At 68.6% G+C, this 24,681-nt stretch carries 25 protein-coding genes; 8 read left to right on the top strand and 17 right to left on the bottom strand.

Annotated features, from left to right (window positions below; genetic code table 11):
• Positions 1–128: 128 nt before the first annotated feature.
• From AC6LJ9_RS16700 to AC6LJ9_RS16685, 4 genes are all read right to left on the bottom strand, one after another.
• Positions 129–317, bottom strand: a complete 189-nt coding sequence (locus tag AC6LJ9_RS16700) for a hypothetical protein (RefSeq protein ID WP_498148426.1) — start codon at positions 315–317, stop codon at positions 129–131.
• 194 nt (positions 318–511) lie between these two features.
• A complete protein-coding gene (locus AC6LJ9_RS16695) occupies positions 512–3,145 on the bottom strand; it encodes an AAA family ATPase (protein WP_498148425.1) in 2,634 nt (877 codons plus the stop codon).
• Positions 3,142–4,278 (bottom strand): metallophosphoesterase family protein, encoded by a 1,137-nt coding sequence (locus AC6LJ9_RS16690; protein ID WP_498148424.1) that lies wholly within the window; start codon positions 4,276–4,278, stop codon positions 3,142–3,144. Before AC6LJ9_RS16690 ends, AC6LJ9_RS16695 begins: the two co-directional genes overlap by 4 nt.
• A gap of 223 nt (positions 4,279–4,501) precedes the next feature.
• Positions 4,502–5,803, bottom strand: coding sequence for a D-amino acid dehydrogenase (locus AC6LJ9_RS16685; protein ID WP_498148423.1), 1,302 nt, complete (start codon positions 5,801–5,803; stop codon positions 4,502–4,504).
• A gap of 135 nt (positions 5,804–5,938) precedes the next feature.
• Here AC6LJ9_RS16685 and AC6LJ9_RS16680 point away from each other — a divergent pair, with 135 nt between their 5' ends.
• The 5 genes from AC6LJ9_RS16680 (at position 5,939) to AC6LJ9_RS16660 (ending at position 8,460) form a co-directional block, all read left to right on the top strand.
• Positions 5,939–6,406, top strand: a complete 468-nt coding sequence (locus AC6LJ9_RS16680; protein ID WP_103274622.1) for an Lrp/AsnC ligand binding domain-containing protein — start codon at positions 5,939–5,941, stop codon at positions 6,404–6,406.
• Positions 6,407–6,523: 117 nt separating this feature from the next.
• Positions 6,524–7,192 (top strand): DUF502 domain-containing protein, encoded by a 669-nt coding sequence (locus AC6LJ9_RS16675; protein ID WP_498148422.1) that lies wholly within the window; start codon positions 6,524–6,526, stop codon positions 7,190–7,192.
• A gap of 29 nt (positions 7,193–7,221) precedes the next feature.
• Positions 7,222–7,461 (top strand): RNA-binding S4 domain-containing protein, encoded by a 240-nt coding sequence (locus AC6LJ9_RS16670; protein WP_498148421.1) that lies wholly within the window; start codon positions 7,222–7,224, stop codon positions 7,459–7,461.
• Between the two features lie 30 nt (positions 7,462–7,491).
• Entirely contained in the window at positions 7,492–8,067 is a 576-nt protein-coding gene (locus AC6LJ9_RS16665; protein WP_498148420.1) for a restriction endonuclease, read from the top strand.
• Positions 8,068–8,082: 15 nt separating this feature from the next.
• The gene (locus AC6LJ9_RS16660) at positions 8,083–8,460 is read left to right on the top strand and encodes a DUF2784 domain-containing protein (protein WP_498148419.1); all 378 of its coding nucleotides are present in this window, start codon (positions 8,083–8,085) and stop codon (positions 8,458–8,460) included.
• Positions 8,461–8,572: 112 nt separating this feature from the next.
• On the opposite strand, the gene AC6LJ9_RS16655 is transcribed toward AC6LJ9_RS16660, so the two are convergent.
• The 5 genes from AC6LJ9_RS16655 to AC6LJ9_RS16635 form a co-directional block, all read right to left on the bottom strand.
• A complete protein-coding gene (locus tag AC6LJ9_RS16655; RefSeq protein ID WP_498148418.1) occupies positions 8,573–8,977 on the bottom strand; it encodes a DUF6157 family protein in 405 nt (134 codons plus the stop codon).
• Positions 8,978–9,012: 35 nt separating this feature from the next.
• Complete coding sequence (locus AC6LJ9_RS16650; protein WP_498148417.1) at positions 9,013–10,143, bottom strand: acyl-CoA dehydrogenase family protein; 1,131 nt, start codon at positions 10,141–10,143, stop codon at positions 9,013–9,015.
• A 195-nt stretch (positions 10,144–10,338) separates the two neighbouring features.
• Complete coding sequence (locus AC6LJ9_RS16645; protein WP_498148416.1) at positions 10,339–11,649, bottom strand: hypothetical protein; 1,311 nt, start codon at positions 11,647–11,649, stop codon at positions 10,339–10,341.
• A gap of 86 nt (positions 11,650–11,735) precedes the next feature.
• Positions 11,736–12,359 carry a DUF2971 domain-containing protein gene (locus AC6LJ9_RS16640; protein WP_498148415.1) on the bottom strand — a complete coding sequence of 208 codons (624 nt, stop codon included), beginning with the start codon at positions 12,357–12,359 and terminating at the stop codon, positions 11,736–11,738.
• 52 nt (positions 12,360–12,411) lie between these two features.
• Positions 12,412–13,380 carry an alpha/beta hydrolase family protein gene (locus AC6LJ9_RS16635; protein ID WP_498148414.1) on the bottom strand — a complete coding sequence of 323 codons (969 nt, stop codon included), beginning with the start codon at positions 13,378–13,380 and terminating at the stop codon, positions 12,412–12,414.
• Between the two features lie 243 nt (positions 13,381–13,623).
• Here AC6LJ9_RS16635 and AC6LJ9_RS16630 point away from each other — a divergent pair, with 243 nt between their 5' ends.
• Entirely contained in the window at positions 13,624–14,778 is a 1,155-nt protein-coding gene (locus AC6LJ9_RS16630; RefSeq protein WP_498148413.1) for a porin, read from the top strand.
• Positions 14,779–14,961: 183 nt separating this feature from the next.
• On the opposite strand, the gene AC6LJ9_RS16625 is transcribed toward AC6LJ9_RS16630, so the two are convergent.
• The 8 genes from AC6LJ9_RS16625 to AC6LJ9_RS16590 all read right to left on the bottom strand — a co-directional run bounded on the left by AC6LJ9_RS16625 (position 14,962) and on the right by AC6LJ9_RS16590 (position 21,855).
• The gene (locus AC6LJ9_RS16625; RefSeq protein ID WP_498148412.1) at positions 14,962–15,321 is read right to left on the bottom strand and encodes a winged helix-turn-helix domain-containing protein; all 360 of its coding nucleotides are present in this window, start codon (positions 15,319–15,321) and stop codon (positions 14,962–14,964) included.
• Between the two features lie 14 nt (positions 15,322–15,335).
• Complete coding sequence (locus AC6LJ9_RS16620; protein WP_498148411.1) at positions 15,336–15,644, bottom strand: DUF4148 domain-containing protein; 309 nt, start codon at positions 15,642–15,644, stop codon at positions 15,336–15,338.
• A gap of 173 nt (positions 15,645–15,817) precedes the next feature.
• Positions 15,818–17,548, bottom strand: a complete 1,731-nt coding sequence (locus AC6LJ9_RS16615; protein ID WP_498148410.1) for an ABC transporter substrate-binding protein — start codon at positions 17,546–17,548, stop codon at positions 15,818–15,820.
• 118 nt (positions 17,549–17,666) lie between these two features.
• Positions 17,667–17,975 (bottom strand): DUF2160 domain-containing protein, encoded by a 309-nt coding sequence (locus AC6LJ9_RS16610; protein ID WP_212318045.1) that lies wholly within the window; start codon positions 17,973–17,975, stop codon positions 17,667–17,669.
• 11 nt (positions 17,976–17,986) lie between these two features.
• A complete protein-coding gene (locus AC6LJ9_RS16605) occupies positions 17,987–18,799 on the bottom strand; it encodes a carbohydrate ABC transporter permease (protein ID WP_392412188.1) in 813 nt (270 codons plus the stop codon).
• Positions 18,792–19,682: a carbohydrate ABC transporter permease gene (locus AC6LJ9_RS16600; RefSeq protein ID WP_103274636.1), complete on the bottom strand. Its 891-nt coding sequence runs from the start codon at positions 19,680–19,682 to the stop codon at positions 18,792–18,794. Before AC6LJ9_RS16600 ends, AC6LJ9_RS16605 begins: the two co-directional genes overlap by 8 nt.
• The gene (locus AC6LJ9_RS16595) at positions 19,679–20,767 is read right to left on the bottom strand and encodes an ABC transporter ATP-binding protein (RefSeq protein WP_498148409.1); all 1,089 of its coding nucleotides are present in this window, start codon (positions 20,765–20,767) and stop codon (positions 19,679–19,681) included. Before AC6LJ9_RS16595 ends, AC6LJ9_RS16600 begins: the two co-directional genes overlap by 4 nt.
• Positions 20,767–21,855, bottom strand: a complete 1,089-nt coding sequence (locus AC6LJ9_RS16590) for an ABC transporter ATP-binding protein (protein ID WP_212318051.1) — start codon at positions 21,853–21,855, stop codon at positions 20,767–20,769. Before AC6LJ9_RS16590 ends, AC6LJ9_RS16595 begins: the two co-directional genes overlap by 1 nt.
• A 210-nt stretch (positions 21,856–22,065) precedes the next feature.
• Here AC6LJ9_RS16590 and AC6LJ9_RS16585 point away from each other — a divergent pair, with 210 nt between their 5' ends.
• On the top strand, positions 22,066–22,854 hold the full coding sequence (locus tag AC6LJ9_RS16585; RefSeq protein ID WP_249205168.1) for a DeoR/GlpR family DNA-binding transcription regulator: 789 nt from the start codon (positions 22,066–22,068) through the stop codon (positions 22,852–22,854).
• Between the two features lie 97 nt (positions 22,855–22,951).
• On the top strand, positions 22,952–24,550 hold the full coding sequence (locus AC6LJ9_RS16580) for a glycerol-3-phosphate dehydrogenase/oxidase (protein ID WP_498148408.1): 1,599 nt from the start codon (positions 22,952–22,954) through the stop codon (positions 24,548–24,550).
• The last annotated feature ends 131 nt before the right edge of the window (positions 24,551–24,681 follow it).

The raw sequence follows: 24,681 nt of genomic DNA, 5'->3' as shown, positions 1-24,681 counted from the left end.
GGATGCGCGAACCGCCGGACGCGTTCAGGCGTCAAGGCAGGCGGCTTGCGGGCCAGGCAGGAGCGTGATTGGACAAAGCGCGACGCGGACCGGATCGCCCGAACGGATCGGAACGAGCGGGAAGCGCCTTAGCGGCGGACGACGGCCGACGGCGGGTACGGACCCGCGACGACGGCGACGACCCCGACGACGGTCGGCGGCGCCGCTACGACAGGAGGAGAAACCACCGCGCCTCGCGTCATGGCCCGTGCCGGCGCGCGCGCGCCCGCTGCGCGGACGGCGCTGGCGGTGACGGCGATGGACAGGAAGTCGGACATGAGCGTTGCGGTGAACGACCCGGAGAACCGACAAGGTCCCCCTCTTGCGTGGCCAGGCCGGATGTTGCGTCCGCCACTGGATACCGCGCAGGATCAAGTGGCGTAGCCTACGCGCGCGCCCCATGCGCGTCAAGCGGCTTCACACAACTTGACCGCGGCGGCGCGGGACAGGGACCGGCCGACGCGCGCGACGGCTATCCCGCCGCGCCGATGCGCCGCTGCGCCACGCCCAGATCGCGCCAGGCCTCGCCATGGCAGGTGAACATCAGGATCTGGTGGCGCGTGGCGGCATCGAACAGGGCGCGCTTCATGAAGTCGCGCCGGCCCTCGTCGGCGTGGACCAGCGCATCGTCCAGCACCAGCAGCGTGGGACGCCCCGCCTCCTGCAACAGGTCGGCGTAGGCGAAGCGCGCCAGGATGCCCAGCTGCTCGCGGGTGCCGAAACTCAGGCTGTCGAGCGCGTCCTCGCCGCCGACGCGCTGCAAGGCGGCGGGCAGCAAAGCATCGTCCAGGCGCAAGGCAGCCTCGGGGAACAGCAGGCCCAGGTAATGGCGCAGCCGGCGCGCCAGCGGCGCCTGCAGCCGCTGGGTAGCGGCCGCGCGCTTGTCGCTCAGCAGCCGCAGCAGCAGGTCCAGCGCCTGCGCGCGCCGATCCAGCTCGTCGCGGCGGCGCTGCAGACGCTCGCAATCGGCCTCGACCTCGGACAGCCGTTCGCCCAGGCCTTGCGCGCCGGCCTGGTCCAGCTTGCCCTGCAATTGCAGCATCTCGCCGTGCCGGCGCTGCTGCGCCTCGCGTTCCAGCGCGGCCGATTGTTCGAAGCGCAGCGCGTCCTGCTCGATCAGCGCCGGACGCTGGCCGTCCAGCGCGGCTTCGGCCTCGGCCAGCCGCCGCGCCAGCAGATCATGATGGCTGCGCGTCTCGGCCAGCCGTCCCGCCCGCTCCTGGCGCTGCGCGCTGCGCTCGGGCGACAGCAGCGCGGCCCGGCTGGCCGTGGCCTGCGATTGCAGCATCTGGGCGCGGGTTCCCTCCGCGTCCGCCGCGCGCCGGGCCTCGGCCCAGGCATTGCCCGCGTGTTCGGCGGCTGCCTGCGCCTCGCCCAAGGCCTGCCGCGCCGTGGCCAGGTCAAGAACGTCGCCTTCGACCGCCGGCGGCAAGGCATGCAGACGCGCCCGCAGCGCATCACGCCGGACCTGTGCCTCGTCGCGCTGGCCTCGCAGCATGTCGATGCCCTTGGGCGCGTGGATCTGCAGCGCCCTGCGCATGCCTTCCAGATCGCCCTTGAGCGCCGCGTGGCGGGCATGGCGCGCCTCGACCTCATCGACGCTGGCCGCGCCCAGGCGGGCCAGCAGCGCCACCCCATCGGCATCCAGCGCGGCCAGTTCGCGTTGCAGCGCGGGCAGGTCCTTGCCGCCCGGCTCGATGCGCAGGCGGCCCACGCCGGGCAGGTCCAGCTCCGCCGCGGCGGTCAGCAGCAGCTGGCCGTCGGCCTCCAGTGCGCGGCCGTCCAGCAGCGCCCGCGCGCCCGGCTCCAATCGGTACGACAGCCGCGTGGCCACGGCCTGCAGCTGGGCGCGCAGGCTGGCGCGCTGGCTTTCGATCCTGCGCAGTCCCTGCAGATCGGCGTCCGGCACCTCGATGCCGACCACCTCGGCCTTGAGCGCTGATCCCTGGGCGATCAGTTCATTCGCTGCTTTCAGCGCGCCATCCAGGCGTTCCGAGTCGGCGTCCAGCTGGCGCAGTTGCTGCTCCAGGTCGCGCCGATCGGCCTGCGCCTGCGCAGCCGTCAAGGCCAGCCGCGCTGAGTCGGCGGCAGCGCGTTGCGCGTCGCGCTGTTGCAGCGCGCGCGCCAGCGGCGCCTCGGACTGGCGCAGACGCTCGGCGGCCGCCTGCGCCTGCTGTTCCAGCGTCCGCAGCTCGATTTCATCCTGCTGGTCGCGCCCGACCTGATCCTGCAACAGGCCCAGGTTGCTGGCGGCCTGCGCCAGCTCGCGGCGCAAGCCTTCCAGCGTCTCGCGCTCGCGCGCCAGGGCGGCCAGGCGCGTGCGCGCCTCGGCGGCCCGCGCTTCCAGCGCCTTCCAGGGCTCGGCCTGCTGCGCCTGTCCGTGTTCCTGGCGCAAGGCGGCCAGCCGGTCGACGTCCGCGTCCAGCTGCGCCTTGGCGCGCAGGGCGTCGTCACGCGCCGAGCGCGCGCGCGTCAGCGCCTCGTCGGCATCCTTGAACACGCCCTTGGGCTTGCCGTTACGCGCGTCCAGCAGCGCGCCGCGCTCGGCGGACACGCGTTCGAACAGCCTGTCGCCATCGCCGGCCGCCAGTTCGCCGGACAGGCGCGTCAGCGCTTCGCGCAGATAGCCCTGGGCATGGCCCGCCGGCGCGTTGAGCGCCTGGCCCTCGCCCTGCTGGATCCACAGCAGGCCGGGAATGCCCGCCTGCTCGGGCTTGCTCTGCCCGCGTCCGGGCATGTCGAAGCCCAGCAGCGCCGCCAACGCGTTCTCGGCCGCCTCCCCGTCCAGGCGTTCGGCGCCCCCGTCGATCAACAACTCGCAGCGCGCCCGCGTCAGGAACTGCTTTTTCAGCACGTAGTCGCGCCCCGCGTGGCTGAACGCCAGCTCCACGCTGGGCCGCGCGCCGGATTCGCCGCGCGGCGCCAGATCGGCGACCGTCTTGGTGCTGTAGCGTTCGAGGAAAGCCGCGCGGATGGCCGCCGCCACGGTGCTCTTGCCGGCCTCGTTGGGGCCGACGAACAGGTTCAGACCTTCCTGCAAGCCGTCCAGCGCCAGGGGCTGGCGGAACTTGCGGAATTCTTCCAGGACGATGCGCGACAGCTTCATTGCGCGGCTCCCTCGGCCGTTGCCTCGCGCTGCATCCGCAGCAGCAGGCGCAGCGCCTCGGATGCGACGGCGGCTTGCGCATCGCTGCCCGGCGCGGCCTGCATCGCCTGCAATTGCGCCGCGACCTCGGCCACGTAGCCGCTGGCGCCCAGCTGCGCGAAATCGGCCTCGTCCGGCTCCAGCAGCAGACCCGAGAAATCACAGAGCAGCGCGCGCGCCTGCGCGGCCGCCTCGCCCGCCGCGCGTTGCAGCAGCTCCCAGCCAGGCATGCCAACGTGGCCGGCCAGCTCCAGCTTCAGCACGTCCTCGCCGCGCAGCGCCGCCAGCCGGTCGGCCAGCGCCTGGGCGTCGGTCGGCAGGCTCAGCGTCTCGCTCCAGGCCGACCAGCGGTAGCGGCCCAAGGCCACGCGCTCGACCTGCGGCGCCGCGCCCGGGCCGGCGATGCGCACGTCCAGCACATAGCCCGGCTCGTTGCCCCGGAAGCGATCCTGCTCGGGCGTGCCCGCATACCAGCAACGCTCGTCCACCTGCAGGCAGCCGTGCCAGTCGCCCAGCGCCAGATAGTCCAGCCGCGCGCGCGTAGCGCGGTCCGCCGCGATGGGATTGGTGGCATCGATGGTGTCCGGCAGGCGGCCCGTGACGCTGCCGTGCGCCAATCCGACGCGCACGCGGCCGGCCTCGCTTTCCATCAGGTCGAACGCCTGGGTCACGTCATCGTAGGTATGGCGCTGGGTGAGCGGCGCGGCCAGCACCGCCAGGTTGGCGCCGGGCAGGTCCACCACGCCGGCGCGCAGCGGCACATGCACGTTGGCGGGCACGCAGCCCAGCTGGATGGCGCGGGTCCAGACGCTGTCGGCCAGCGCGGCGTCGTGGTTGCCGGCGATCATCACCCAGGGGCCGGCGTAGGCGCCCAGCGCGCCGAACAGGCGACGGATGCCACGGTCGGAGATGCCTTGCGTGTCGAACACGTCGCCGGCCACCAGCACCGCTTCCACGCCGCGCTCGGTCGCCAGCTGGGCGATGCGGGCCACGGCGTCGAAGCGGGCCTCGGCCAGCATGGCGGCGTCATCGGAATCGAATTGGCCGTACTGGCGGCCGATCTGCCAGTCGGCGGTATGCAGGATATGCGTCATGCGGCGATTGTGTCACAAGCGCGCGGGCGCGACGGCCCTCGACAGGGACCTTGCCGTCACCCACAGCAGCCGCGCATCGCCCCGCCTGTTTGACCGCCATGCCGCCCGGCGAGGCGTCATTGGCGACGCAGGATAAACGACGGCCCGGCCGGTATCGTGCGCCGGGCGGGCCGTATAAAGGCGCCGGCTTCTGGCCGACGCTGGAGACAAACGTCAGTCGGGCTCAGGCGCCCTTGCCGCCCAGCACCAGCGGCTGGCTGCGCGCGGCGCCGCGATCGTAGCGCGACAGGCCCAGGTCGTCGGCGCGGATCGCCGGACGCTGGCCCATGACCTGGTCAGCCACCAGCTTGCCCGAACCGCAGGCCATGGTCCAGCCCAGCGTGCCGTGGCCGGTGTTCAGGAACAGGTTGCCGTAGCGGGTGGCGCCCACCACCGGCGTACCGTCCGGCGTCATCGGCCGCAGGCCGGTCCAGAACTCGGCGCGCGGCAGGTCGCCGCTGCCGGGGAACAGATCGTCCACCACCATCTCCAGCGTCTTGCGGCGGGCGTCCTTCAGGCGCAGGTCGAAACCCGCCACCTCGGCCATGCCGCCGACGCGGATGCGCTGGTCGAAGCGCGTCACGGCGATCTTGTAGGTTTCGTCCAGGATGGTCGACACCGGCGCGGCGGACTCGTCGACCATGGGCACGGTCAGCGAATAACCCTTGAGCGGATAGACCGGCAGATCCAGGCCCAGCGGCTCCAGGAAACCGCGGGTGTAGCTGCCGAAGGCGGCCACGTAGCGGTCGGCGGTCAGCACCTCGTCGCCCACGCGCACGCCGGTGATCTGGCCGCCCGCGGTGTTCAGGCCGGCCACGTTCTGGCCATAGCGGAACTCCACGCCCAGCTCGGCGGCCATGGCCGCCAGGCGGGTGGTGAACAGATGGCAGTCGCCGGTTTCGTCGTTGGGCAGGCGCAGGCCGCCAGTCAGCTTGTGGCTGGAGCGCTCCAGGGCCGGCTCGGCCGTCACCAGGCGATTGCGGTCCAGCAGTTCATAGGGCACGCCAACCTCTTCCAGCACGGCGATGTCGCGGCGCGCGGCTTCCAGTTGCGCGTCGGTGCGGAACAGCTGCAGCGTGCCGCGCGTGCGCTCTTCATAGTGGATGCCGGTGGCCGCGCGCAGTTCGCGCAGGCAATCGCGGCTGTACTCGGACAGGCGCAGCATGCGTTCCTTGTTGATCGCATAGCGCTCGGCCGAACAGTTGGCCAGCATGGCCGCCATCCACTTCAGCTGGAACAGGCTGCCGTCCAGGCGGATCGCCAGCGGCGCATGCTTCTGGAACAGCCACTTGATGGCCTTCATCGGAATGCCGGGCGCGGCCCACGGCGTGGAATAGCCGGGCGAGACCTGGCCGGCGTTGGCGTAGCTGGTCTCCTTGGCGGCCGCGGGCTGGCGGTCCAGCACCGTCACTTTGGCGCCCTGGCGGGCCAGGTAATAGGCGGTCGTCGTGCCGATGACACCGCTGCCGAGGACGATCACATGCATGATTCTTTCCGATGGTTGGCTTTATGCAGGAATTTCGGTAGTCTATGGTCCTTATCACAGCGAATATCACTGAAGATTTTGCTTTGACAGTGCTTTTTCTCGATCAACCCTGCTTTTTGACCCCGCGGAAGTGAAATGCGCGAACTGGACCGCCTAGACCTGAAAATCCTGGATATCCTGCAGCGCGAAGGCCGGATTCCTGTGACGGAATTGGCCGAGCGCGTGAACCTGTCCGCCACCCCCTGCTCCGACCGCATCAAGCGCATGGAGCGCGAGGGCGTGATCACCGGCTACCACGCGCGCGTCAATCCGGCGGCGCTGGGCAAGAACCTGCTGGTGTTCCTGGAAATCAAGCTGTCGGCCAAGTCGGGCGACGTGTTCGACAAGGTCAAGCAGGAACTGCTGTACGTGCCCGAAGTCATGGAATGCCACCTGGTGTCCGGCGAGTTCGACTACCTGGTCAAGGCGCGCCTGAGCGAAATGAACGAATACCGCCGCCTGCTCGGCGAGATCCTCAAGCGCCTGCCCGCTTCCGCCGAATCGCACAGCTACATCGTGATGGAAGAGATCAAGGAATCGCTGTACCTGCCCGTCGACAGGTAGGCCCGCGCCATTTGTAACAGAACGGGCGGCCGGCGGCTGGTATGCTGGCACCCCTTTTGCCGCCGGCCGGCCCCGCGCCCGCCCCTGCGGCGCGCGTCCTGATGCTTCTTTTCGCCTATGCACCGTCTCTATAAATACTTCTTCCGTGGCCTGATCACGGTCCTGCCCCTGGCCCTGACGGTATACCTGCTGTATATCTTCCTGGCCTGGACCGAAGCCGTGGCGCTGACCTTCCTGCGCCCGTTCATCGGCGGCTTCTACGTGCCGGGCATGGGCCTGGCCCTGGGCATTCTGGGCATCCTGCTGATCGGCTACCTGGTGTCCAAGGAGCGCGTCAAGCGCGTCCTGGCGCTGGTGGAAACGCCCTTCACCAACCTGCCCGTCGTCAAGAGCATCTATTCCTCGCTCAAGAGCTTCGCCGACTATTTCTCGCCCAGCGCCAAGACCAATGCGCAGCAGGTCGTGATCCTGCGCATTCCCGGCCAGCAGCTGGAACTGGTCGGCCTGGTGACCCGGCGCAACATGGACGGCCTGCCCGAAGGCTTCAGCCCGGGCGCGCGCGTGGCCGTCTACCTGCCCATGGGCTACATGATTGGCGGCTACACCGTGTTCGTGCCGCAGGAATGGGTGCAGCCGATCCAGATGTCGGTGGAGGAAGCCATGCGCTCCTCGCTGATCGCCTGGATGGCGCGCGCCGAGCCCAGCGCCCGCGCGCCCGGCGACGTGCCTTCGGCCGGCAACCCGCCGCCGCCCGCCAATCCGCCGGCCGCCAATGGTCCCGCCTGACGCCCGCTTTCCTCGATATTTCCCTCGCCATGCCCATCATCGAATTCACGCTCGCGCCCGGCTGTCCGTATATTGAAGTGAACCAGCTGCTCAAGGCCACCGGCGCCTGCGACAGCGGCGGCGCCGGCAAGATGCTGGTCGCCGAGGGGCATGTGAGCGTGGGCGGCGTGGTCGAGCACCGCAAGACCGCCAAGATCCGCGCCGGCCAGATCGTCGACATCGGCGACCTGCGCATCGTGGTGCGCGACGGCGACGACGACGCGGCCTGACCCCCTGCCACCATCCGAGCCCGATCCGCCATGAAATTCAAGATGCCCAGGAATTCCATCTTCGCGGTGCTGCTGCGCTCGCCCTGGTGGATCAGCGCGACCATCGCGGTGCTGCTGAGCGTGGGCGGCTTCGCCGCGCTGCCGCTGGAATACGCGGCCATGGGCGTGTTCGCCGCCATCCCCTTCGCCGTGATCGCCATCATGGCGGCCTGGAAGCAGCTGCGCGCGCCGTCCGAAACGCGCGTGCAGGCCGTGGCGCAGGCCGCCGCAGCGATGTCCTGGGCGGATTTTTCCCGCACGGTGCAAGCCGGCTTCCACCGCGACGGCTGCGAGGTCGAACGCCTGCAGGCGCCCGGCGCCGATTTCGCCCTGAGCAAGGACGGCCACGTCGCCATCGTCGGCGCCCGGCGCTGGAAGGCGGCGCGCGTCGGCGTCGAGCCCTTGCGCGAATTGCAGGCCGAACGCGAACGCCGCGGCGCGCGCGAAGCCATCTGCATCGCCCTGGGCGAGGTGCCCGACACCGCCTTGCAATACGCGCGCGCGAACGGCGTCTCGCTGATGCAGGCGCCCGAGCTGGCCAAGCTGCTGCGCGACCTGAAAACCTGATCGCGGGCCATCACCGTGCTCTACCGCGCGATCGCCGACCTGGTGCTGGCCTTCCATGCCGCCTTCATCGCCTTCGTGATGTTCGGCGGCCTGCTGGCATTGTGGCGTCCACGCCTGGCGTGGCTGCACCTGCCCGCGCTGGCCTGGGGCGCCTTGGTGATCGGGATGGGCTGGCTCTGTCCGCTGACGCCGCTGGAAAACGCGCTACGCGCGCGCGCTGGCCAGCAAGGCTATGCCGGCGGCTTCATCGAGCACTATCTGACCGCCGCCATCTATCCGGACGGGCTGACCCGCGAGACGCAGATTGTGCTGGCCACCTTGCTGATAGCCGGCAATCTCGTCGTCTATGGAGTGTGGCTGCGGCGCCGGCGAACCGCGCGACGCGGCCGGTAGGTGCGCCTGATAGATGCGCCCGCCAAGTCCGCCCGGTAGTTGCGTCCGGTAGTTGCGTCCGGTAGTCACCGCCGCTGATCGCGGCCCGCGATCCAGCAAGGCAAGAACGCCCCTATCCGGCCCGGCTGCTGCGCATGCCCGGCACCACCTTCAATGCCTGGTCGGCCGCCAACCTGCGGTAGGCGTCCGTTTCCACCCCCACCAGCGCCACTTTGCCCTGCCCGTCATGATGCAGGCCCCAGCCGAATTGCTTGACCAGCGGCGAGGCACGCAGGCACGCCTGCGACCGGGCGAAGAAGGCATCCCAGGCCGCCTTGCGGCCGGCCTGGTCGATGCCCTGCCGGCTCGCATGCACTTCGAACAGCAGTTCGTCGCTGGTGTAGCGATACGGCGCGTCGCGCAGCAAACCGTATTGCAGGGCTGCCACCGTGCCCGGCCTGGCGGGCGCCGCGCCCGCCCGGGCCTTGCTGTCGGCCGACGCAAGAATGAAGGTATCGACGTAGTTGGTGGTGCCCACGAGCGACGCTCCGGCGGGTATGGAAGGAACGGCGTTCAGGCCAGGCTGCGGGCGATCACCAAACGCTGGATGTCGCTGGTGCCCTCGTAGATCTGGCAAACACGCACGTCGCGATAGATGCGTTCGACCGGGAAGTCCTTCAGGTAGCCATAGCCGCCCAGCGTCTGGATCGCCGCCGAGCAGACCTGCTCGGCCATCTCGGACGCATACAGCTTGGCCATCGAGGCTTCGGTCAGCGCCGGCCTGCCGGCCTCGCGCAGCGCCGCCGCGTGCAGCACCATCTGCCTTGCCGCGTGGATGCGCGTGGCCATGTCGGCCAGGCGGAAGGCCACGGCCTGGTGCTCCATGATGGGCTTGCCGAAGGCCTGCCGGTCGCGCGCATAGTCGCGCGCGCACTCGAAGGCCGCGCGCGCCATGCCCACCGACTGCGAGGCGATGCCGATGCGGCCGCCTTCCAGGTTGGCCAGCGCGATCTTGTAGCCCTGGCCTTCCTCGCCCAGCCGCCAGGCGGCCGGGATGCGCATGTCCTCGAAGGCGATCTGGCAGGTGTCGGACAGGTTCTGGCCGAGCTTGTCCTCGACGCGCACGACCTGGTAGCCCGGGGTGTCGGTCGGCACGATGAAGGCCGAGATGCCGCGCTTGCCGGCGTCCGGGTCGGTGACAGCGAACACGATCACGGTCTGGCCGGTGCGCCCGGACGTGATGAACTGCTTGGCGCCGTTGATCACGTAGTGGTCGCCATCGCGGCGCGCGCGGGTGCGCAGGCTGCTGGCGTCCGAACCGGCCTGCGGCTCGGTCAGCGCGAAGCCGCCGATATGCTCGCCGCGCGCCAGCGGTCGCAGAAAGCGTTCCTTCTGTTCGTCGGTGCCGAATTTCAGGATCGGCATGCAGGCCACGGAGTTGTGCACGCTCATGATGGTGGAGCATGCGCCGTTGCCGGCCGCGATCTCCTCCAGCGCCACGGCATAGGACAGATAGCCGCTGGCGTTGCCGTCCCATTCCTCGGGCACCAGCATGCCGAAGAAGCCCAGCTGCGCCATCTCGCGGATCGCCTCGGCCGGGTACTCGTGCTCGCGGTCCCAGCGTTCGGATCCGGGCGCCAGGCGCTCCTGCGCGAAACGGCGCGCCATCTCCTGGACGCTCTGCTGCTCTTCGGTCAATAACATGCTTGTCTCCTGTCTATTCTCGAAGCGGCCCGGCGCGGGATCGGCGCCGGCCGGCGGGTTCGGATGTGCCTGGACGGCCTGTCATGCAGGCGCCGCACGACTGCGAGAATACACCGCCGGCCGCCGGCCCGGGGCTGGCCCGCGCCATGGCGGCCAGGGGTGGATTTCTTGCGGGCGCATCTGCGGGACGGCAGACTAGGTGCACTGCCAGAAATGTCCGCTGACGCGGCAATGCGCGCACCAGAAGCTGTAGTTGCAACCGCCGCTGCCCCACATCCATTCGTTGCCGTCGTCCTGCGGCAGGTCCGAGTCCAGCTGGAAGGCGAAGGACATCTTGTGGCCGCAATCGGGGCAAGGCGGATACCAGGCTTGCTGCACCCAGCTGGGCGCGCCGCCGACGCGGCTCAGGTTCTGCTGGCCGTTCGAGTCGCCCCAGTCCTGCCAGGCCCAGCGCGCGGGCGCCTCGAACAGCGTGACCTCGGCCGACGCCAGCGGTTCGGCGGGAAACTGCGGCTCGATCGCCACGTCCTTGCGCTGCGTGGGATGGGCTTGCGGCAGGCCCTCGGCATCATGCCGATAGAACAGGGTCGACTCCTCCCAACCCAGGCAGGACAGGCAGACGCCGAAGCTGAGCGGGCCATTGCAGGCGACGCCGGCGCGCGCCGGCTGATCGAGCGACAGCAGGCGATGCAGCGGGCCATGGCACAGGCCGCAAGTACCCGGCAATGCGCCGCCCATGCCCGCCTGCTGCGCCGCCGTGGCGTCCTTGCCGGGGCCGTCAAAGCGCTTCCAGGTCGGATGCAGCGCGCGGATCTCGCGCCGCCACGCCGGTTGCGAGGCGTCCATGTGACGGCGCTGCGCGGCGCTGGCGGAGATGTGCAGCGGGCGGCTGTCATGCAGAGGCCGCAGTCCGCCCTCTTCCAGCGCGTAGCCCAGCAGGTCCATCCAGGCCTCCTGGTCCATGCCATGCTGTCCGGCGCAGGCACGGCGCCAGGCCTCCAGCGTCACGTCGGGCTGGCGCGCATGCAGCAAGGCCACGGCGCGGCTGCGCCGCAGCGTTTCGTCGGTCTCGTCATCCAGGCGCTCCAACCATTCATGCGCCGTGGCCGCGTCCATCGCGCGCCAGGCGAAGTCCGCGTAGTAGCGCGGCGCGCCGGCTTCGGCGCGCGTCGCCGCCAGCAGCTGCTCCCAGCGACCCGAATACAGTTCAGGCCATTGCAGCGCCGCCGAATCCAGCACCTCTTCCATCGCCTCGCCGTGCTTGCCGTCCAGCGCATCCTGCCAGACCCGCCGCAGCGTGGCGGCATACGATGCATCGTCCATCAGATCCAGCGCGGTATCGATGAAGGTCGAGTGCTTCTGCCCGCTGTCCAGGAAGCCCAGCACCAGCTCGCCCAACGCGGCCGGATCCTCGCGCCGCAGCGCCAGCACCTGTGCCATCGGGTCGTTGTTGTTCTTCCAGCCCAGGCTGGCATAGGCTTGCAGGATTTCAGCGGGAGTCATCATGGTTACGGGCCGCGCGCGCGGCCGTTGGGTTCAGGAGGCGGACGCCGCGCCTGCGCGCCGTCCACGATGGTTGATCGGCGTAACGCCTAGCCGCGTGGCCGGGCCAGGCGTTTCCATTCCTCGTTCTCGACCAGCGAGGATCGGTACACGCGCAGCTTGGCGCAGCCCTCGATGGTCTTGAGCAACTTCTTGACCTGATCGCAGACCGAGGCCGGCAACCACGGGCTGAGCGTCACGCGCCGGACCGCCGACCGGTCCACCGGCACGCGCAGCAAGGGCGTGTCGCGCGTCTTCCTGCCGACGAAGAGCCGGAACTCCTTCTCGTCGCGGAACGCGTGGCGCTTCAGGAACGGCAGGTCGGACTCGGCCACGGGTTGCTCGCGCAGCGCCTTGATGGTGCGATATTGCACGGTCTCCGCGCGCAGGCCAGGCACGTCGGCGACTTCGGCGATCAGCTTGTCCTTGTCGAACTCGATGCACACGCCGCCGCTGCCGTTCGAGAAGACGCGCCAGTGGTGGTAGGTCTCGAAGGCCTCGGCCAGGCACAAGGCATAGATGCCCTCCAGCTCCCTGGCGCGCGCGTACTCCTCGATATAGAACGAATCGTTGCGGTCATCCCAGGCCTTGGGATTGAGCAGCGCGAGCTCGCCCGACTGCAGGTAGTCGATCAGGTAAGGCAGCTCGGTGTATCGGCGCAGGGTGGTGGCCAAGTCAACGCTCCCGTGAGGTCCAGCCGCCAGTCTACCCGCTTCGGCCCGCGCCTCAGCGCAGGGCCGCGCGCATGAAAGCGACGACGCGGGCGTTGAAGTCGCGATGAAAGGCCGCCCGGTCGAAATCCGGACCATCGGTGCACAGTGATGGCAGCGCTGCGGCCTGCGCCGGCGAGCATGGCGCCAGGAAGGCGAAATGGCCCGCGCCGGCGACCCGATGGAAATCGGTCCCCGCCGGCAGGCCCTGGCGCAGCGCTTCCACGCTGGCGGGCGTCACCCCATCGCCGCCCAGTTCCGAGGCCCACAGCTGGACCGGCGCGGCCACGCCGGCCAAGGCCGACGGCGCAAACGCATTGAGCGGATCGGCGATCACCAGGGCCTTGACGCGAACATCCTTCGGGTAAGGCTGGGCCGGCGCCTTGCCTGCCGCGATGTCGCGGCACATGGGCAGCCCCGGCTGTGATTCGCAGAACGACAGCCCCTGGCTGAAATCGGGCGCGGCGCCCGCCAGCACCAGGCCGGTATAGCCGCCGCGCGAGAAGCCAAAGAAGCCGACCGCGTCGGAACGCAGCTGCGCCCTGCCCGGCCAGGCGCCGGTCATGTAGTCGATGAGCCGCCGGATTTCGCGCGGACGCGTCGAGAAGATGGACAGATAGCCCTGCCGCGAACGGTCCACGGCGTTGTCGCCCGCGTGATTCAGCGCGGCCACCACGAAGCCGGCCTCGGCCAGCGCCCGCGCGGTGTCGTGATGGCCAAGGAAAGACCCGCCCGAGCCGTGCGACATCACCACCAGCGTCGTCGGCCCCGCCGGCATCGGGCAGTCCGGCGTGCCGGCGATGACGCTACGGCCGACCGTGATCTCGACCTCCGGCGCGTTGCATGGATACCACGTCGCACCCTGCAGCGCGGGGCCATTCATGTCCATGGGCAGGTTGATGCGCTGGAACCCCGCGGCCTGGGCCAGGCTTGCCGTGACGCTCAGGATGATCGCCAGGAACAGGCCATATCCGCGCCGGCGCATGGGCGTGGCGGGGGAAGGCAGACATGGGGCGGGCTTTGCAAGACGGGGCATGGCTAGGGTGGACGGCAGAAAAGGATGACAAGGAAAAGGCAGCGCAGCGATCGGATTCGTAATTCTAGTGTTCGCTGACTGTCGAACTGCGGCTTCCACACTTGGCTGGCCAAGCCCTGGTTCCCGCTGCCTCCGGGCCGCGCGGCGTCATCGGCCTGGCCGATCCATATTCCAAGTCTACGGAGCCCTTTCATGAAAAAAATCTTCGCGGCCACCCTGGGCGCGGCGCTGTCCGCCGCCGCGCAGGCGGAAACCTCGGTCACGCTGTACGGCCTGATCGATACCGGCGTCAGCTACAGCCGGATCACCGGCGACTATACCAACCCAAAGACCGGCATCACGAGCGGCAGCGGCATGAGCCGCCTGGGCGCCACCACCGGCACCACCGCCGGATCGCGCTGGGGCCTGCGCGGCAAGGAGGATCTGGGCGACGGCCTGTACGTCGTGTTCCAGCTCGAATCCGGTTTCGACAGCCGCAACGGCAGCTCACTGCAGGAAAACCGCCTGTTCGGCCGCGAGGCCACCGTCGGCCTGGGCAGCGCCGAATGGGGCGAATTCCGCTTCGGTCGCCAATACAACGTGGGCACGCGCTACTTCTCCGGCATGCTGGGCTCGTCGTTCGGCGGCGGTTTCAACCAGCTGAACACCGGCGCCGGCCTGGGTTTCAGCTCGTCCTACTATCCGCGCTACGACAACCTGCTGGTCTATGAGACGCCCTCCATGGGCGGACTGCGCGCCGCCATCGGCTATTCCAGCAACATCAACGACCTGAAGGACAGCCAGACCGGCTTCGCCACGGCCGACAACACCCGTGCGATCACCGCCGGCCTGCGCTACGACAACGGACCGGTCAACGCCTTCGTCACCTACGACCAGCTCAACGCGTCCAACAAGCTGAGCCCTGCCGAGACCAGCGCCACGCCGCGCTCCTACGTGATCGGCGGATCGTACGACTTCGAGGTATTCAAGCTGGCGCTGGCCTACAACCGCGTCACCGACGGCTGGTTCGCCGGCAAGAAGCTGCCCAACGGCGGCAGCGTCGGCGCCTTCACCGGCACGCCTTCGTATGCGTTCTCCAAGGGCTTCCGCTCGAATTCGTACTTCATCGGGCTGTCCGCGCCGCTGGGCGGCGGCAGCAGCCTGTTCGCGTCGTGGCAACGCGCCGACGCCAATAACAAGAAGCTGACGGGCGGCGACTCGGCCAGCAACACCTACAGCCTGGGCTACAACTACAGTCTGTCCAAGCGCACCGATGTCTACGCGATCGCATCGCACACCAGCAACTGGGCCTTCGTGGATGGCATCAAGGCCACGGAAGTGGGTGTCGGCCTGCGCCACCGCTTCTAGGCGGGCAGCGCGGTCCGCGCGCCGCGCCGGACTCCGTTGATGGCACCCTCCTCCGCGAAGGGAAGGTGTTCCGTCGCCGCGCCTTTCCTCGAGAAGGCGCGGTTTTTTGTTTTCCAATACCGCGCACGCCAATACGCGGGGCAAAAAAAAGCGCCCCTGCGGGCGCTGACGAACCGCGTGGACTCAATCCAGCGCGGCCAGCATGTAGGCCCCGCCGCGCAGCGTATGCAACAGCCGGGGCGTGCGGCCGGCATCGATCTTGCGGCGCAACCTGCGCACCGCGATCGCGACGGCATGGGATTTCGGATTCTTGCGCTCGAACACGGCCAGCTGCATGCCCCAGACCTGTTCGGCAAGCTGCCAGGCGTCGTAGACCTCGCCCGGCCGCTGCATCAGAAAAGCCAGCAAGGCGAATTCCTTGGGCGTCAGCCGCAGGACCTCGCGGTTGCGGCTGACCCGGCCGCGCAGCAGATCCAGCTCCAGGTCCGCGAGATGCAGGCTGTAGCCGGACTGCCGCGACGCCTCGCGCATGGCGCAGGCCATGCCTGCCGCCCCGCTTATCGGCCCGCCCCGCCCTGGCGCTGCACTTCGGCCTGGTACTCAGGGCCGCTGCGCAGGCGCAGGTACTCGGCGTAGGCGACCCGGTATTCACGGCTGTAGATATCGGGCGATGCCTCGCCGCGCCAGAAGCGCTCCAGGCCGGCGCGCTTCCACAGGGCCAGGTCGGCGCGCACTTCCGCGCGCGTCAGGGACTGGCCGTGATAGCTGGCGGCGGGCTGCGCCTGCGCCGGGGTCTGCGCCTGGGCCAGGGACGTGGCGCCGGCGGCCAGGGCCAGCATCAAGGCAACGTTGTGAATGGTCTTCATGGTGTGCTCCTTGGGATGAATCGCTGCCGGGTTGCAGCATGGAGACCATTCTAGGGACGGGGTACGGACAAAACACTGATAGCAGGATTACGTTTTTGCAATGACTCAGCTGGCAGGGAATGGGCGAAAAAAAACGCCGCCTCGCGGCGGCGTCCTGCCTGCAAGCGACGCGCTCAGCGCACCTTGCCCGCCTTCCAGGCCTGCAGCAGCGTGTCATAGGCGATGGTCTCGCCCTTGGGCTTCTCGTTGGCCAGCTTCTTCCACGGCGCCTGCTGGTCCGACAGCCACTTGTTGGGATCGCCCTTGGCGTTGAGCTTGGGCGCGCACTGCGCCATGCCCGCCCGCTCCAGGCGCGCCATCACCTGGTCCATCTCGTTGGCCAGGTTGTCCATGGCGGCCTGCGGCGTCTTCTCGCCGGTCACGGCGGTGGCGACGTTCTTCCACCAGAGCTGGGCCAGCTTGGGGTAGTCGGGCACGTTGTTGCCGGTGGGCGTCCAGGCCACCCGCGCCGGGCTGCGATAGAACTCGATCAGCCCGCCGTAGTTGGCCGCGTTCTTGGTGAAGAACTCGCTGTGGATGTCGCTGTCACGGATGAAGGTAAGCCCGGTGATGGACTTCTTCAGCGACACTGTCTTGGCCGTGACGAACTGCGCGTAGAGCCAGGCGGCAGCCATGCGCTTGGGATCGGTGGACTTGAAGAAGGTCCACGAGCCCACGTCCTGGTAGCCGTTCTGCATGCCGTCCTTCCAGTACGGGCCGTAGGGCGACGGCGCCATGCGCCACTTGGGCGTGCCGTCGTCGTTGACCACCGGCAGGCCCTTCTTGGTCATGTCGGCGGTAAAGGCCGTGTACCAGAAGATCTGCTGCGCGATCTGGCCCTGGGCCGGCACCGGGCCGGATTCGGAGAAGGTCATGCCCATGGCCTGCTGGGGCGCGTACTTCTTCATCCAGTCCACGTACTTGGTCAGCGCGTAGACTGCGGCCGGGCTGTTGGTGGCCCCGCCGCGCGCCACCGAAGCGCCGACCGGCGTGCACTTGTCATCGGCCACGCGAATGCCCCACTCGTCCACCGGCATGCCGTTGGGCAGGCCCTTGTCGGCGGCGCCGGCCATCGACAGCCACGCGTCGGTGAAGCGCCAGCCCAGGGACGGGTCCTTCTTGCCGTAGTCCATGTGGCCATAGACCTTCTTGCCGTCCAGCTCCTTGACGTCGTTGGAGAAGAAGTCGGCGATGTCTTCATAGGCGGACCAGTTGGTCGGCACGCCCAGCTCGTAGCCGTACTTGGCCTTGAACTTGTCCTTCAGGTCCTGGCGCGCGAACCAGTCGGCGCGGAACCAGTAGACGTTGGCGAACTGCTGGTCGGGCAGCTGGTAGAGCTTGCCGTCCGGCGCCGTCGTGAACTTGGTGCCGATGAAGTCCTTCAGGTCCAGGTTGGGGTTGGTCCATTCCTTGCCCGCGCCGGCCATGTAGTCCGACAGCGGCAGGATGGCGCCGTAGCGGTAGTGGGTGCCGATCAGGTCGGAATCGGAAATCCAGCCGTCGTAGATGGACTTGCCCGACTGCATGGACGTCTGCAGCTTCTCGACCACGTCGCCTTCCTGGATCAGGTCGTGCGTGACCTTGATGCCGGTGATCTCGCTGAAGGCCTTGGCCAGGGTCTTGGACTCGTACTCGTGGGTGGTGATGGTCTCGGAAACCACGTTGATTTCATTGACGCCCTGCGCCTTGAGCTTGGCGGCCGCCTCGATGAACCACTTCATCTCGGCCAGCTGCTGGTCCTTGGACAGCGTCGAGGGCTGGAACTCGGAATCGATCCACTTCTGCGCCTCGGGTTCGCCGGCCCAGGCCGCGGACGTGCCGATCAGGGCGATGGCGGCCGCGACGGCGCGCATGCGAAATTTCATGAACAGTCTCCTCGAAAAGTCTCCCCCTCTCTTGTGCTGCGGACTCCTGGCCGGGGAAGACGCTGGCCGATAGTCCTTCCAAACCGCTTGCTTGCTCATGCGGGGTCTAGGCGCCCCGTCATCCTTTCCTCATGATGAAGGCCAGCAGCAGCATCGAGGCCACGAAGCTGATCCACACCGACGGCGGCCCGTCCAGCGAAAACCATTCCGCCGCCTTGCCGCCCAGGCCCAGGAACGCCAGGTTGAGCCAGGCCGCGGCCAGAAGGCCGATGAACAGGCGGTCGCCCCGCGTGGTGCGGATGGGCAGGAAGCCCTTGCGCTCCACCGTGGGCGATTTCAGTTCCCAGATCGTCATGCCCACCAGCATCAGCGCGATGCAGCTGAAGAACACGGCGACGGGGGTGGTCCATACCATCCAGCTGAACATGGTCCGCCCTCCTATACCCGGCCCATCGCGAAGCCCTTCGCGATGTAGTGCCGCACGAACCAGATGACGATGCCGCCCGGCACGATGGTCAACACCCCGGCCGCGGCCAGCACGCCCCAGTCCATGCCCGACGCGGACACGGTGCGGGTCATGGTGGCGACGATGGGCTTGGCGTTGACCGAGGTCAGCGTGCGCGCCAGCAGCAGCTCGACCCAGCTGAACATGAAGCAGAAGAACGCGGCCACGCCCACGCCCGACTTGATCAGCGGCAGGAAGATGGTCAGGAAGAAGCGCGGGAAGGAATAGCCGTCCACGTAGGCGGTCTCGTCGATCTCGCGCGGCACGCCGGACATGAAGCCTTCCAGGATCCACACCGCCAGCGGCACGTTGAACACCAGGTGCGCCAGCGCCACGGCCAGGTGCGTGTCCATCAGCCCGAACGAGCTGTAAAGCTGGAAGAACGGCAGCAGGAACACGGCCGGCGGCGTCATGCGGTTGGTCAGCAGCCAGAAGAACACGTGCTTGTCGCCGATAAAGCGGTAGCGCGAGAACGCGTAGGCCGCCGGCAACGCCACGGCCAGCGAGATCACCGTGTTGATCAGCACATAGATCAGCGAGTTGATGTAGCCCGAATACCAGGCCGGATCGGTGAAGATCGTGCGGTAATGCTCGAAGGTGAAGTCGCGCGGCCACAGCGTCAGCGTGCTGACGATCTCGGTATTGGTCTTGAACGACATGTTCAGCATCCAGTACAGCGGCAGGATGGCGAACGCCAGATACAGCGCCAGGAAGATGGCGCGCCACCAGGTGCTTTGTTCACGCATTTGCGCGCTCCTCGTCCATGCCGCCCGTGGTGCCGGCACGCTGCATCCAGTTGTAGAGGATGAAGCACAGCAGCAGGATGATCAGGAAATAGATGATGGAAAACGCCGCCGCCGGACCCAGGTCGAACTGCCCCACCGCCTTCTGCGTCAGGTACTGCGACAGGAAGGTGGTGGCGTTGCCGGGACCGCCCCCGGTGAGCACGAAGGGCTCGGTATAGATCATGAAGCTGTCCATGAAGCGCAGCAGCACCGCGATCATCAGGACGCCGCGCATCTTGGGCAGCTGGATGTAGCGAAACACCGCCAGGCGCGAGGCGCCGTCGATGCGGGCCGCCTGGTAGTAGGCGTCGGGAATCGCGCGCAGCCCCGCATAGCACAGCAGCGCGACCAGCGGCGTCCAGTGCCACACGTCCATGACCAGCACGGTGACCCAGGCGTCCACGTCGCTGCCGGTGTAGTTGTAGTCCACGCCCAGCCAGGACAGCGTCGCGCCGAGCAGGCCGATATCGGTGCGGCCGAACACCTGCCAGATGGTGCCGACCACGTTCCAGGGGATCAGCAGCGACAGCGCGATGACCACCAGCACCGCCGACGCGCGCCAGCCCGAGGCCGGCATGGACAGCGCCAGCAGGATGCCAAGCGGAATCTCGATGGCCAGCACCGCCAGCGAAAAGCCGATCTGCCGCAGCAGCGCGCCATGCAGCTCCTCGTCCTGCAGCACGGCGGCGAACCATTCGGTGCCCACGAACACGCGGCGCTCCGGCGAGATGATGTCCTGCACCGAGTAGTTGACGATGGTCATCAGCGGCAGGATGGCCGAGAACGCCACGCACAGCACCACGGGCAGGACCAGGAACCAGGCCCGGTGATTGATCGGTTTCATCGGATCAGCTCCTCGTCGCGGTAGAAGCAGGTATGCGTATTGAGCGCCGACAGCCAGACCGTCTCGCCCGGCGCGGGCGCCTGCGCCTGGCTGTTCAGGCGGGCGCGCACGACGTTGCCTTCGAAGTCCGCCGTCAGCAACAGGTAGGTGCCGACGTCCTGCACCCGTTCCACCCGTACCGGCAACCCGCCCGGCGTGCCCGGCTCCACCCGGCGCAGGTATTCGGGCCGCACGCCGAGCTTGACCGGGCCGGCGTCCGCCAGGCGCGCGGCCTGGACGGTGTCCAGCCCATCCAGCCGGCAGGCGCCGACGCGCAGCGCGCCGTCGGTCCAGTGGGCCGGCAGGAAGTTCATGCCAGGCGAGCCGATGAAATGCCCCACGAAGGTATGCGCCGGCCGTTCGAACAGATCGTCGGCGCCGCCCACCTGCACCGCCCGTCCGCGCGCCATCACCATCACCTGATCGGCGAAGGTCAGCGCCTCGGTCTGGTCGTGCGTGACGTAGATCAGCGTGAGCTTGAACTCGCGGTGAATCTCCTTGAGCTTGCGCCGCAGTTCCCATTTGAGCTGCGGATCGATCACGGTCAGCGGCTCGTCGAACAGCACCGCCGACACATCGCTGCGCACCAGGCCCCGGCCCAGCGAGATCTTCTGCTTGGCGTCGGCGGTCAGGCCGCTGGCGCGGCGGTCCAGCACCTGGGACATTTCCAGCATCTCGGCGATGCGCCCCACGCGCTCGCGGATCCGGTCGGGCGCGATGCCGCGGTTGCGCAGCGGGAACGCCAGGTTCTCGGCCACGGTCATGGTGTCGTAGACCACGGGAAACTGGAACACCTGGGCGATATTGCGGGCCTGCGGCGTCTTGGCTGTGACATCCTGGCCGTCGAACAGGATGCGGCCGTGGGACGGCCGCAGCAGTCCCGACACGCAATTGAGCAAGGTGGTCTTGCCGCAGCCCGACGGGCCGAGCAAGGCATAGGCGCCGCCATCGCGGAACGTGAACTTCAGCGGCAGCAGCGCGTAGTCCTCGTCGGCCTGGGGATGGGGCACATAGGAATGGGAGAGGTCCAGCTCGATCTGTGCCATCAGCGGGCCTCCCCGGCGGCGGGCGCCGCCAGCCAGCCCGGCGCGGCCAGCAAGGCGCCGTCGGCGCCGAAGGCGTAGGTCTGCGCCGGATCGAAATACAGCCGCAGGCGCTGGTCCAGCGTGCAGCGGTGCACGCCGGGCAGCTGCGCCACCACCTCGCCGGCGGCGGTCTCGGCATGCACGAAGGTGTCCGATCCGGAGATCTCGGCCAGCTTCACCACGCTGTCCAGCGCGATATGGCCGGGCTGCTCATGCACGTCCAGCGCGCCGGCGCGCAGGCCGGCGGTGATGTCGCCGGCTCCCGCAGGCAGGGGCCGGTCCACGCGCACGCCGCCCGGCAGCTCGAAGCCGCCGGGCCGCCGCGCGGCAGCGAACAGGTTCATGGGAGGATCGCTGAAAGCGCGCGCCACGCGGATGGAGGACGGGCGGTGGAACACTTGCGCCGTGGGTCCGTACTGCAGCAGCCGCCCTTCGTCGAGCACCGCCGTATAGCCGCCCAGCAGCAGCGCCTCGCCGGGCTCGGTGGTGGCATAGATCACGGTCGAGCGCCCTTCCGCGAACAGCGCGCTCAGTTCGTCGCGCAGCTCTTCGCGCAGCTTGTAGTCCAGGTTGACCAGCGGCTCGTCCAGCAGGATCAGCGGCGCGTTCTTGGCCAGCGCGCGCGCCAGCGCCACGCGCTGCTGCTGGCCGCCGGACAGCTCGGACGGATGGCGCTTGACCAGGTGGTCGATGTGCAGCCGCGCCGCCATCGCCATGACCTTCTCGGCAATGCCGCTCTCGCCGCGCAGCTTGAGCGGCGAGGCAATGTTGTCGAACACCGTCATCGACGGATAGTTGATGAACTGCTGGTACACCATCGCCACGTTGCGCTGCCTGACCGGCACGCCCGTGACGTCCACGCCGTCGGCCAGCACGCGGCCCTCGGTGGGCCGGTCCAGCCCGGCCATGATCCGCATCAGCGTAGTCTTGCCCGCCAGGGTGGCCCCCAGCAATACGGTCATCGCGCCCGGCGCCGGCGCCAGGCTCATCGGATACAGGTGCGTTTGCGAGCCGGCCCGCAAACCTGTCCTGTCCAGGTTCAGCTGCATCTAGTCTCCTCAACCTACCAATACGTCCCGGTTTTTTGACCGGGTTTGGGGCATTGCGGTGCTGCAGCTTATCCGCCCCCGTTTTTTAGGCGCGAATCAGCGGGTCTTTCATGTTGCTTTCGTTTTTTGTGCGTTTTACTCAAAAAGCGAACAGAAAACAATCTTGCAGTGCGTCATTATTTTTCGCTTTTGTTGTTTTATCATACGCACATGACACTGAATCCCAGACAGAGCGCCTTGATCGAAATGGTGCGGGCCCAAGGCTCAGCCACGATCGAGGAACTTGCCAAACGCTTCGACGTCACGCTGCAGACCGTGCGGCGCGACGTGCATTTCCTGTCGGAAGCCGGCCTGCTGTCGCGCTTTCACGGCGGCGTGCGCATCGAGGCTTCCACCATCGAGAACATCGCCTACCGCAAGCGCCAGGGGCTGCACGCGGCCGGCAAGCAACGCATCGCCGAGGCCGTGGCCCGCGCCGTGCCGGACGGCTGCTCGCTGATCCTGAACATCGGCACCACCACCGAGGCCATCGCACGCGCCCTGCTGCGCCATCGCGGCCTGCGCGTCATCACCAACAATCTGCACGTGGCCGACATCCTGTCCGACAATCCGGACTGCGAGGTGATCGTGGCCGGCGGCGTGGTGCGCTCGCGCGACCGCGGCATCATCGGCGAAGCCACGATGGATTTCATCCGACAGTTCAAGGTGGACATCGGCCTGATCGGCATTTCCGGCATCGAAGCCGACGGCACGCTGCGCGACTACGACTTCCGCGAAGTGCGCGTTTCCCGCACCATCATCGAACAGTCGCGCGAAGTCTGGCTGGCCGCCGACAGCAGCAAGTTCAAGCGCCAGGCCATGGTCGAGCTGGCCCACATTTCCGAGATCGACCGCTTCTTCACCGACGCGCATCCCCAGGAACCGCTGGCCCAGGCGCTGCAGGACGCCGGCGTGCGCTGCGAGGTCGCGGCCGCCGCGCCTGCCAAGTCCGCCGCCTGAAACTGCCCCGACGCCCGCCACCGCCCACCACAGGCCGAACCGACAAACTCCCATAGCGCATGACCCAGGATCCCGCGGACATGCCCTCACAGCTCCTATGAATTCCACACTCGCTTCCGTCACCCCGCCCGACCGCGATCGCCTGCTCGCCCAGCTCGACAACACGCCCGCCTGGGACGTGATCGTCATCGGCGGCGGCGCGACCGGCCTGGGCACCGCGGTGGACGCCGCCTCGCGCGGCTACCGCACGCTCTTGATCGAAGGCGCCGACTTCGCCAAGGGCACGTCCAGCAAGGCCACCAAGCTGGTCCACGGCGGCGTGCGCTACCTGGCGCAGGGCAATATCAGCCTGGTGCGCGAAGCGCTGCACGAGCGCGGCCTGCTCAACCGCAATGCGCCCCACCTGGTGTGGCCGCTGGGCTTCGTGGTGCCGGCCTACAACCTGCTGGACCAGCCCTTCTATGGCATCGGCCTGAAGATGTACGACATGCTGGCCGGCAAGCTGAACCTGTCGCCCAGCCGCTGGCTGTCGCGCCGCGACACGCTGGCCAACGCGCCGACGCTGGCCGAACAGGTCAATGGCCGCGGCCTGAAGGGCGGCGTGCTGTATTACGACGGCCAGTTCGACGACGCGCGCCTGGCCATGAGCCTGATGCGCACGCTGTTCGACCTGGGCGGCACGGCGGTCAACTACGTGCGCGCCACGGGCCTGACCATGACGAACGGCAAGGTCGACGGCGTGACGGCCACCGACGCGCTGGGCGACGCGGTCTTCACGCTGCGCGCGCGCTGCGTGATCAATGCCACCGGCGTCTGGGTCGACGCCGTGCGCCGCATGGAAGACAAGAACGCCCCCACCATGGTCGCGCCCAGCCAGGGCGTGCACCTGACGCTGCCGCGCGACTTCCTGCCGGGCAAGCGCGCCATCCTGATTCCCAAGACCGACGACGGCCGCGTGCTGTTCGTGGTGCCATGGAACGGCCACACCATCGTCGGCACCACCGACACGCCGCGCGACGACCTGCCGCTGGATCCCGACGCCGGCGCGCAGGACGTGGACTTCATCCTGGGCACGGCGGCGCGCTACCTGAGCCGCAAGCCCACCCGCGACGACGTCACCAGCGTCTGGGCCGGTCTGCGCCCGCTGGTCAAGGCCACCGGCGAAGCGTCCACCAAGGCGCTGTCGCGCGAACACACCATCCTGGTGTCCAAGGCCGGCCTGGTCACGGTCACCGGCGGCAAATGGACCACCTACCGCCGCATGGCGCAGGACGTGGTCGACACCGCCATCCAGAACCAGCTGCTGACGCAGGCGCCCTGCCGCACCGAGTCGCTGGCCCTGCACGGCGCCGCCGGACTGGCGCCGTCGCAGGAACACGCCGGCACGCCGGACAGCTACTACGGCAGCGACCTGCCCGCGCTCAAGGCCCTTCCTGGCGCCGAGCGCATGCTGGTCAGCGCCAGCGGCCTGTCCGAAGCCCATGTGCGCTACGCCGCCCGCTACGAGCTGGCGCGCACCGCCGAGGACGTGCTGGCGCGCCGCAACCGCGCCCTGTTCCTGGACAGCGAGGCCGCCATGCTGGCGGCGCCGGAAGTCGCCCGCATCCTGGCGGAGGAACTCGGCCACGACGCCGCCTGGCAGCAGCGCACGCTGCGCGACCTGGAACCGGTGGCCGCGCGCTATCGCCTGCGCTGAAGCGCGGGATTCCATGCGCCGGCAGCCTCCCGCCCTGCACGCTTGCGCCGCCCTCTGCGCGGCGCTGGCGCTATGGGGCGCGCCCGCCGCAGCCCGCGACGCCGGCAAGACGGCAGGCGCCAGCCTGGCGC

It is taken from the genome of Achromobacter sp. 1011811831 (assembly GCF_059760905.1).
This window is presented reverse-complemented; position numbering and strand designations above follow the sequence as displayed.

Coding starts and splice junctions, on each gene's coding strand:
- AC6LJ9_RS16700 (WP_498148426.1), bottom strand. CDS start 317: ATGTCCGACTTCCTGTCCATCGCCGTCACCGCCAGCGCCGTCCGCGCA.
- AC6LJ9_RS16695 (WP_498148425.1), bottom strand. CDS start 3,145: ATGAAGCTGTCGCGCATCGTCCTGGAAGAATTCCGCAAGTTCCGCCAG.
- AC6LJ9_RS16690 (WP_498148424.1), bottom strand. CDS start 4,278: ATGACGCATATCCTGCATACCGCCGACTGGCAGATCGGCCGCCAGTAC.
- AC6LJ9_RS16685 (WP_498148423.1), bottom strand. CDS start 5,803: ATGCATGTGATCGTCCTCGGCAGCGGTGTCATCGGCACGACGACCGCC.
- AC6LJ9_RS16680 (WP_103274622.1), top strand. CDS start 5,939: ATGCGCGAACTGGACCGCCTAGACCTGAAAATCCTGGATATCCTGCAG.
- AC6LJ9_RS16675 (WP_498148422.1), top strand. CDS start 6,524: ATGCACCGTCTCTATAAATACTTCTTCCGTGGCCTGATCACGGTCCTG.
- AC6LJ9_RS16670 (WP_498148421.1), top strand. CDS start 7,222: ATGCCCATCATCGAATTCACGCTCGCGCCCGGCTGTCCGTATATTGAA.
- AC6LJ9_RS16665 (WP_498148420.1), top strand. CDS start 7,492: ATGAAATTCAAGATGCCCAGGAATTCCATCTTCGCGGTGCTGCTGCGC.
- AC6LJ9_RS16650 (WP_498148417.1), bottom strand. CDS start 10,143: ATGTTATTGACCGAAGAGCAGCAGAGCGTCCAGGAGATGGCGCGCCGT.
- AC6LJ9_RS16645 (WP_498148416.1), bottom strand. CDS start 11,649: ATGATGACTCCCGCTGAAATCCTGCAAGCCTATGCCAGCCTGGGCTGG.
- AC6LJ9_RS16635 (WP_498148414.1), bottom strand. CDS start 13,380: ATGCGCCGGCGCGGATATGGCCTGTTCCTGGCGATCATCCTGAGCGTC.
- AC6LJ9_RS16630 (WP_498148413.1), top strand. CDS start 13,624: ATGAAAAAAATCTTCGCGGCCACCCTGGGCGCGGCGCTGTCCGCCGCC.
- AC6LJ9_RS16625 (WP_498148412.1), bottom strand. CDS start 15,321: ATGGCCTGCGCCATGCGCGAGGCGTCGCGGCAGTCCGGCTACAGCCTG.
- AC6LJ9_RS16620 (WP_498148411.1), bottom strand. CDS start 15,644: ATGAAGACCATTCACAACGTTGCCTTGATGCTGGCCCTGGCCGCCGGC.
- AC6LJ9_RS16615 (WP_498148410.1), bottom strand. CDS start 17,548: ATGAAATTTCGCATGCGCGCCGTCGCGGCCGCCATCGCCCTGATCGGC.
- AC6LJ9_RS16610 (WP_212318045.1), bottom strand. CDS start 17,975: ATGTTCAGCTGGATGGTATGGACCACCCCCGTCGCCGTGTTCTTCAGC.
- AC6LJ9_RS16605 (WP_392412188.1), bottom strand. CDS start 18,799: ATGCGTGAACAAAGCACCTGGTGGCGCGCCATCTTCCTGGCGCTGTAT.
- AC6LJ9_RS16600 (WP_103274636.1), bottom strand. CDS start 19,682: ATGAAACCGATCAATCACCGGGCCTGGTTCCTGGTCCTGCCCGTGGTG.
- AC6LJ9_RS16595 (WP_498148409.1), bottom strand. CDS start 20,767: ATGGCACAGATCGAGCTGGACCTCTCCCATTCCTATGTGCCCCATCCC.
- AC6LJ9_RS16590 (WP_212318051.1), bottom strand. CDS start 21,855: ATGCAGCTGAACCTGGACAGGACAGGTTTGCGGGCCGGCTCGCAAACG.
- AC6LJ9_RS16585 (WP_249205168.1), top strand. CDS start 22,066: ATGACACTGAATCCCAGACAGAGCGCCTTGATCGAAATGGTGCGGGCC.
- AC6LJ9_RS16580 (WP_498148408.1), top strand. CDS start 22,952: ATGAATTCCACACTCGCTTCCGTCACCCCGCCCGACCGCGATCGCCTG.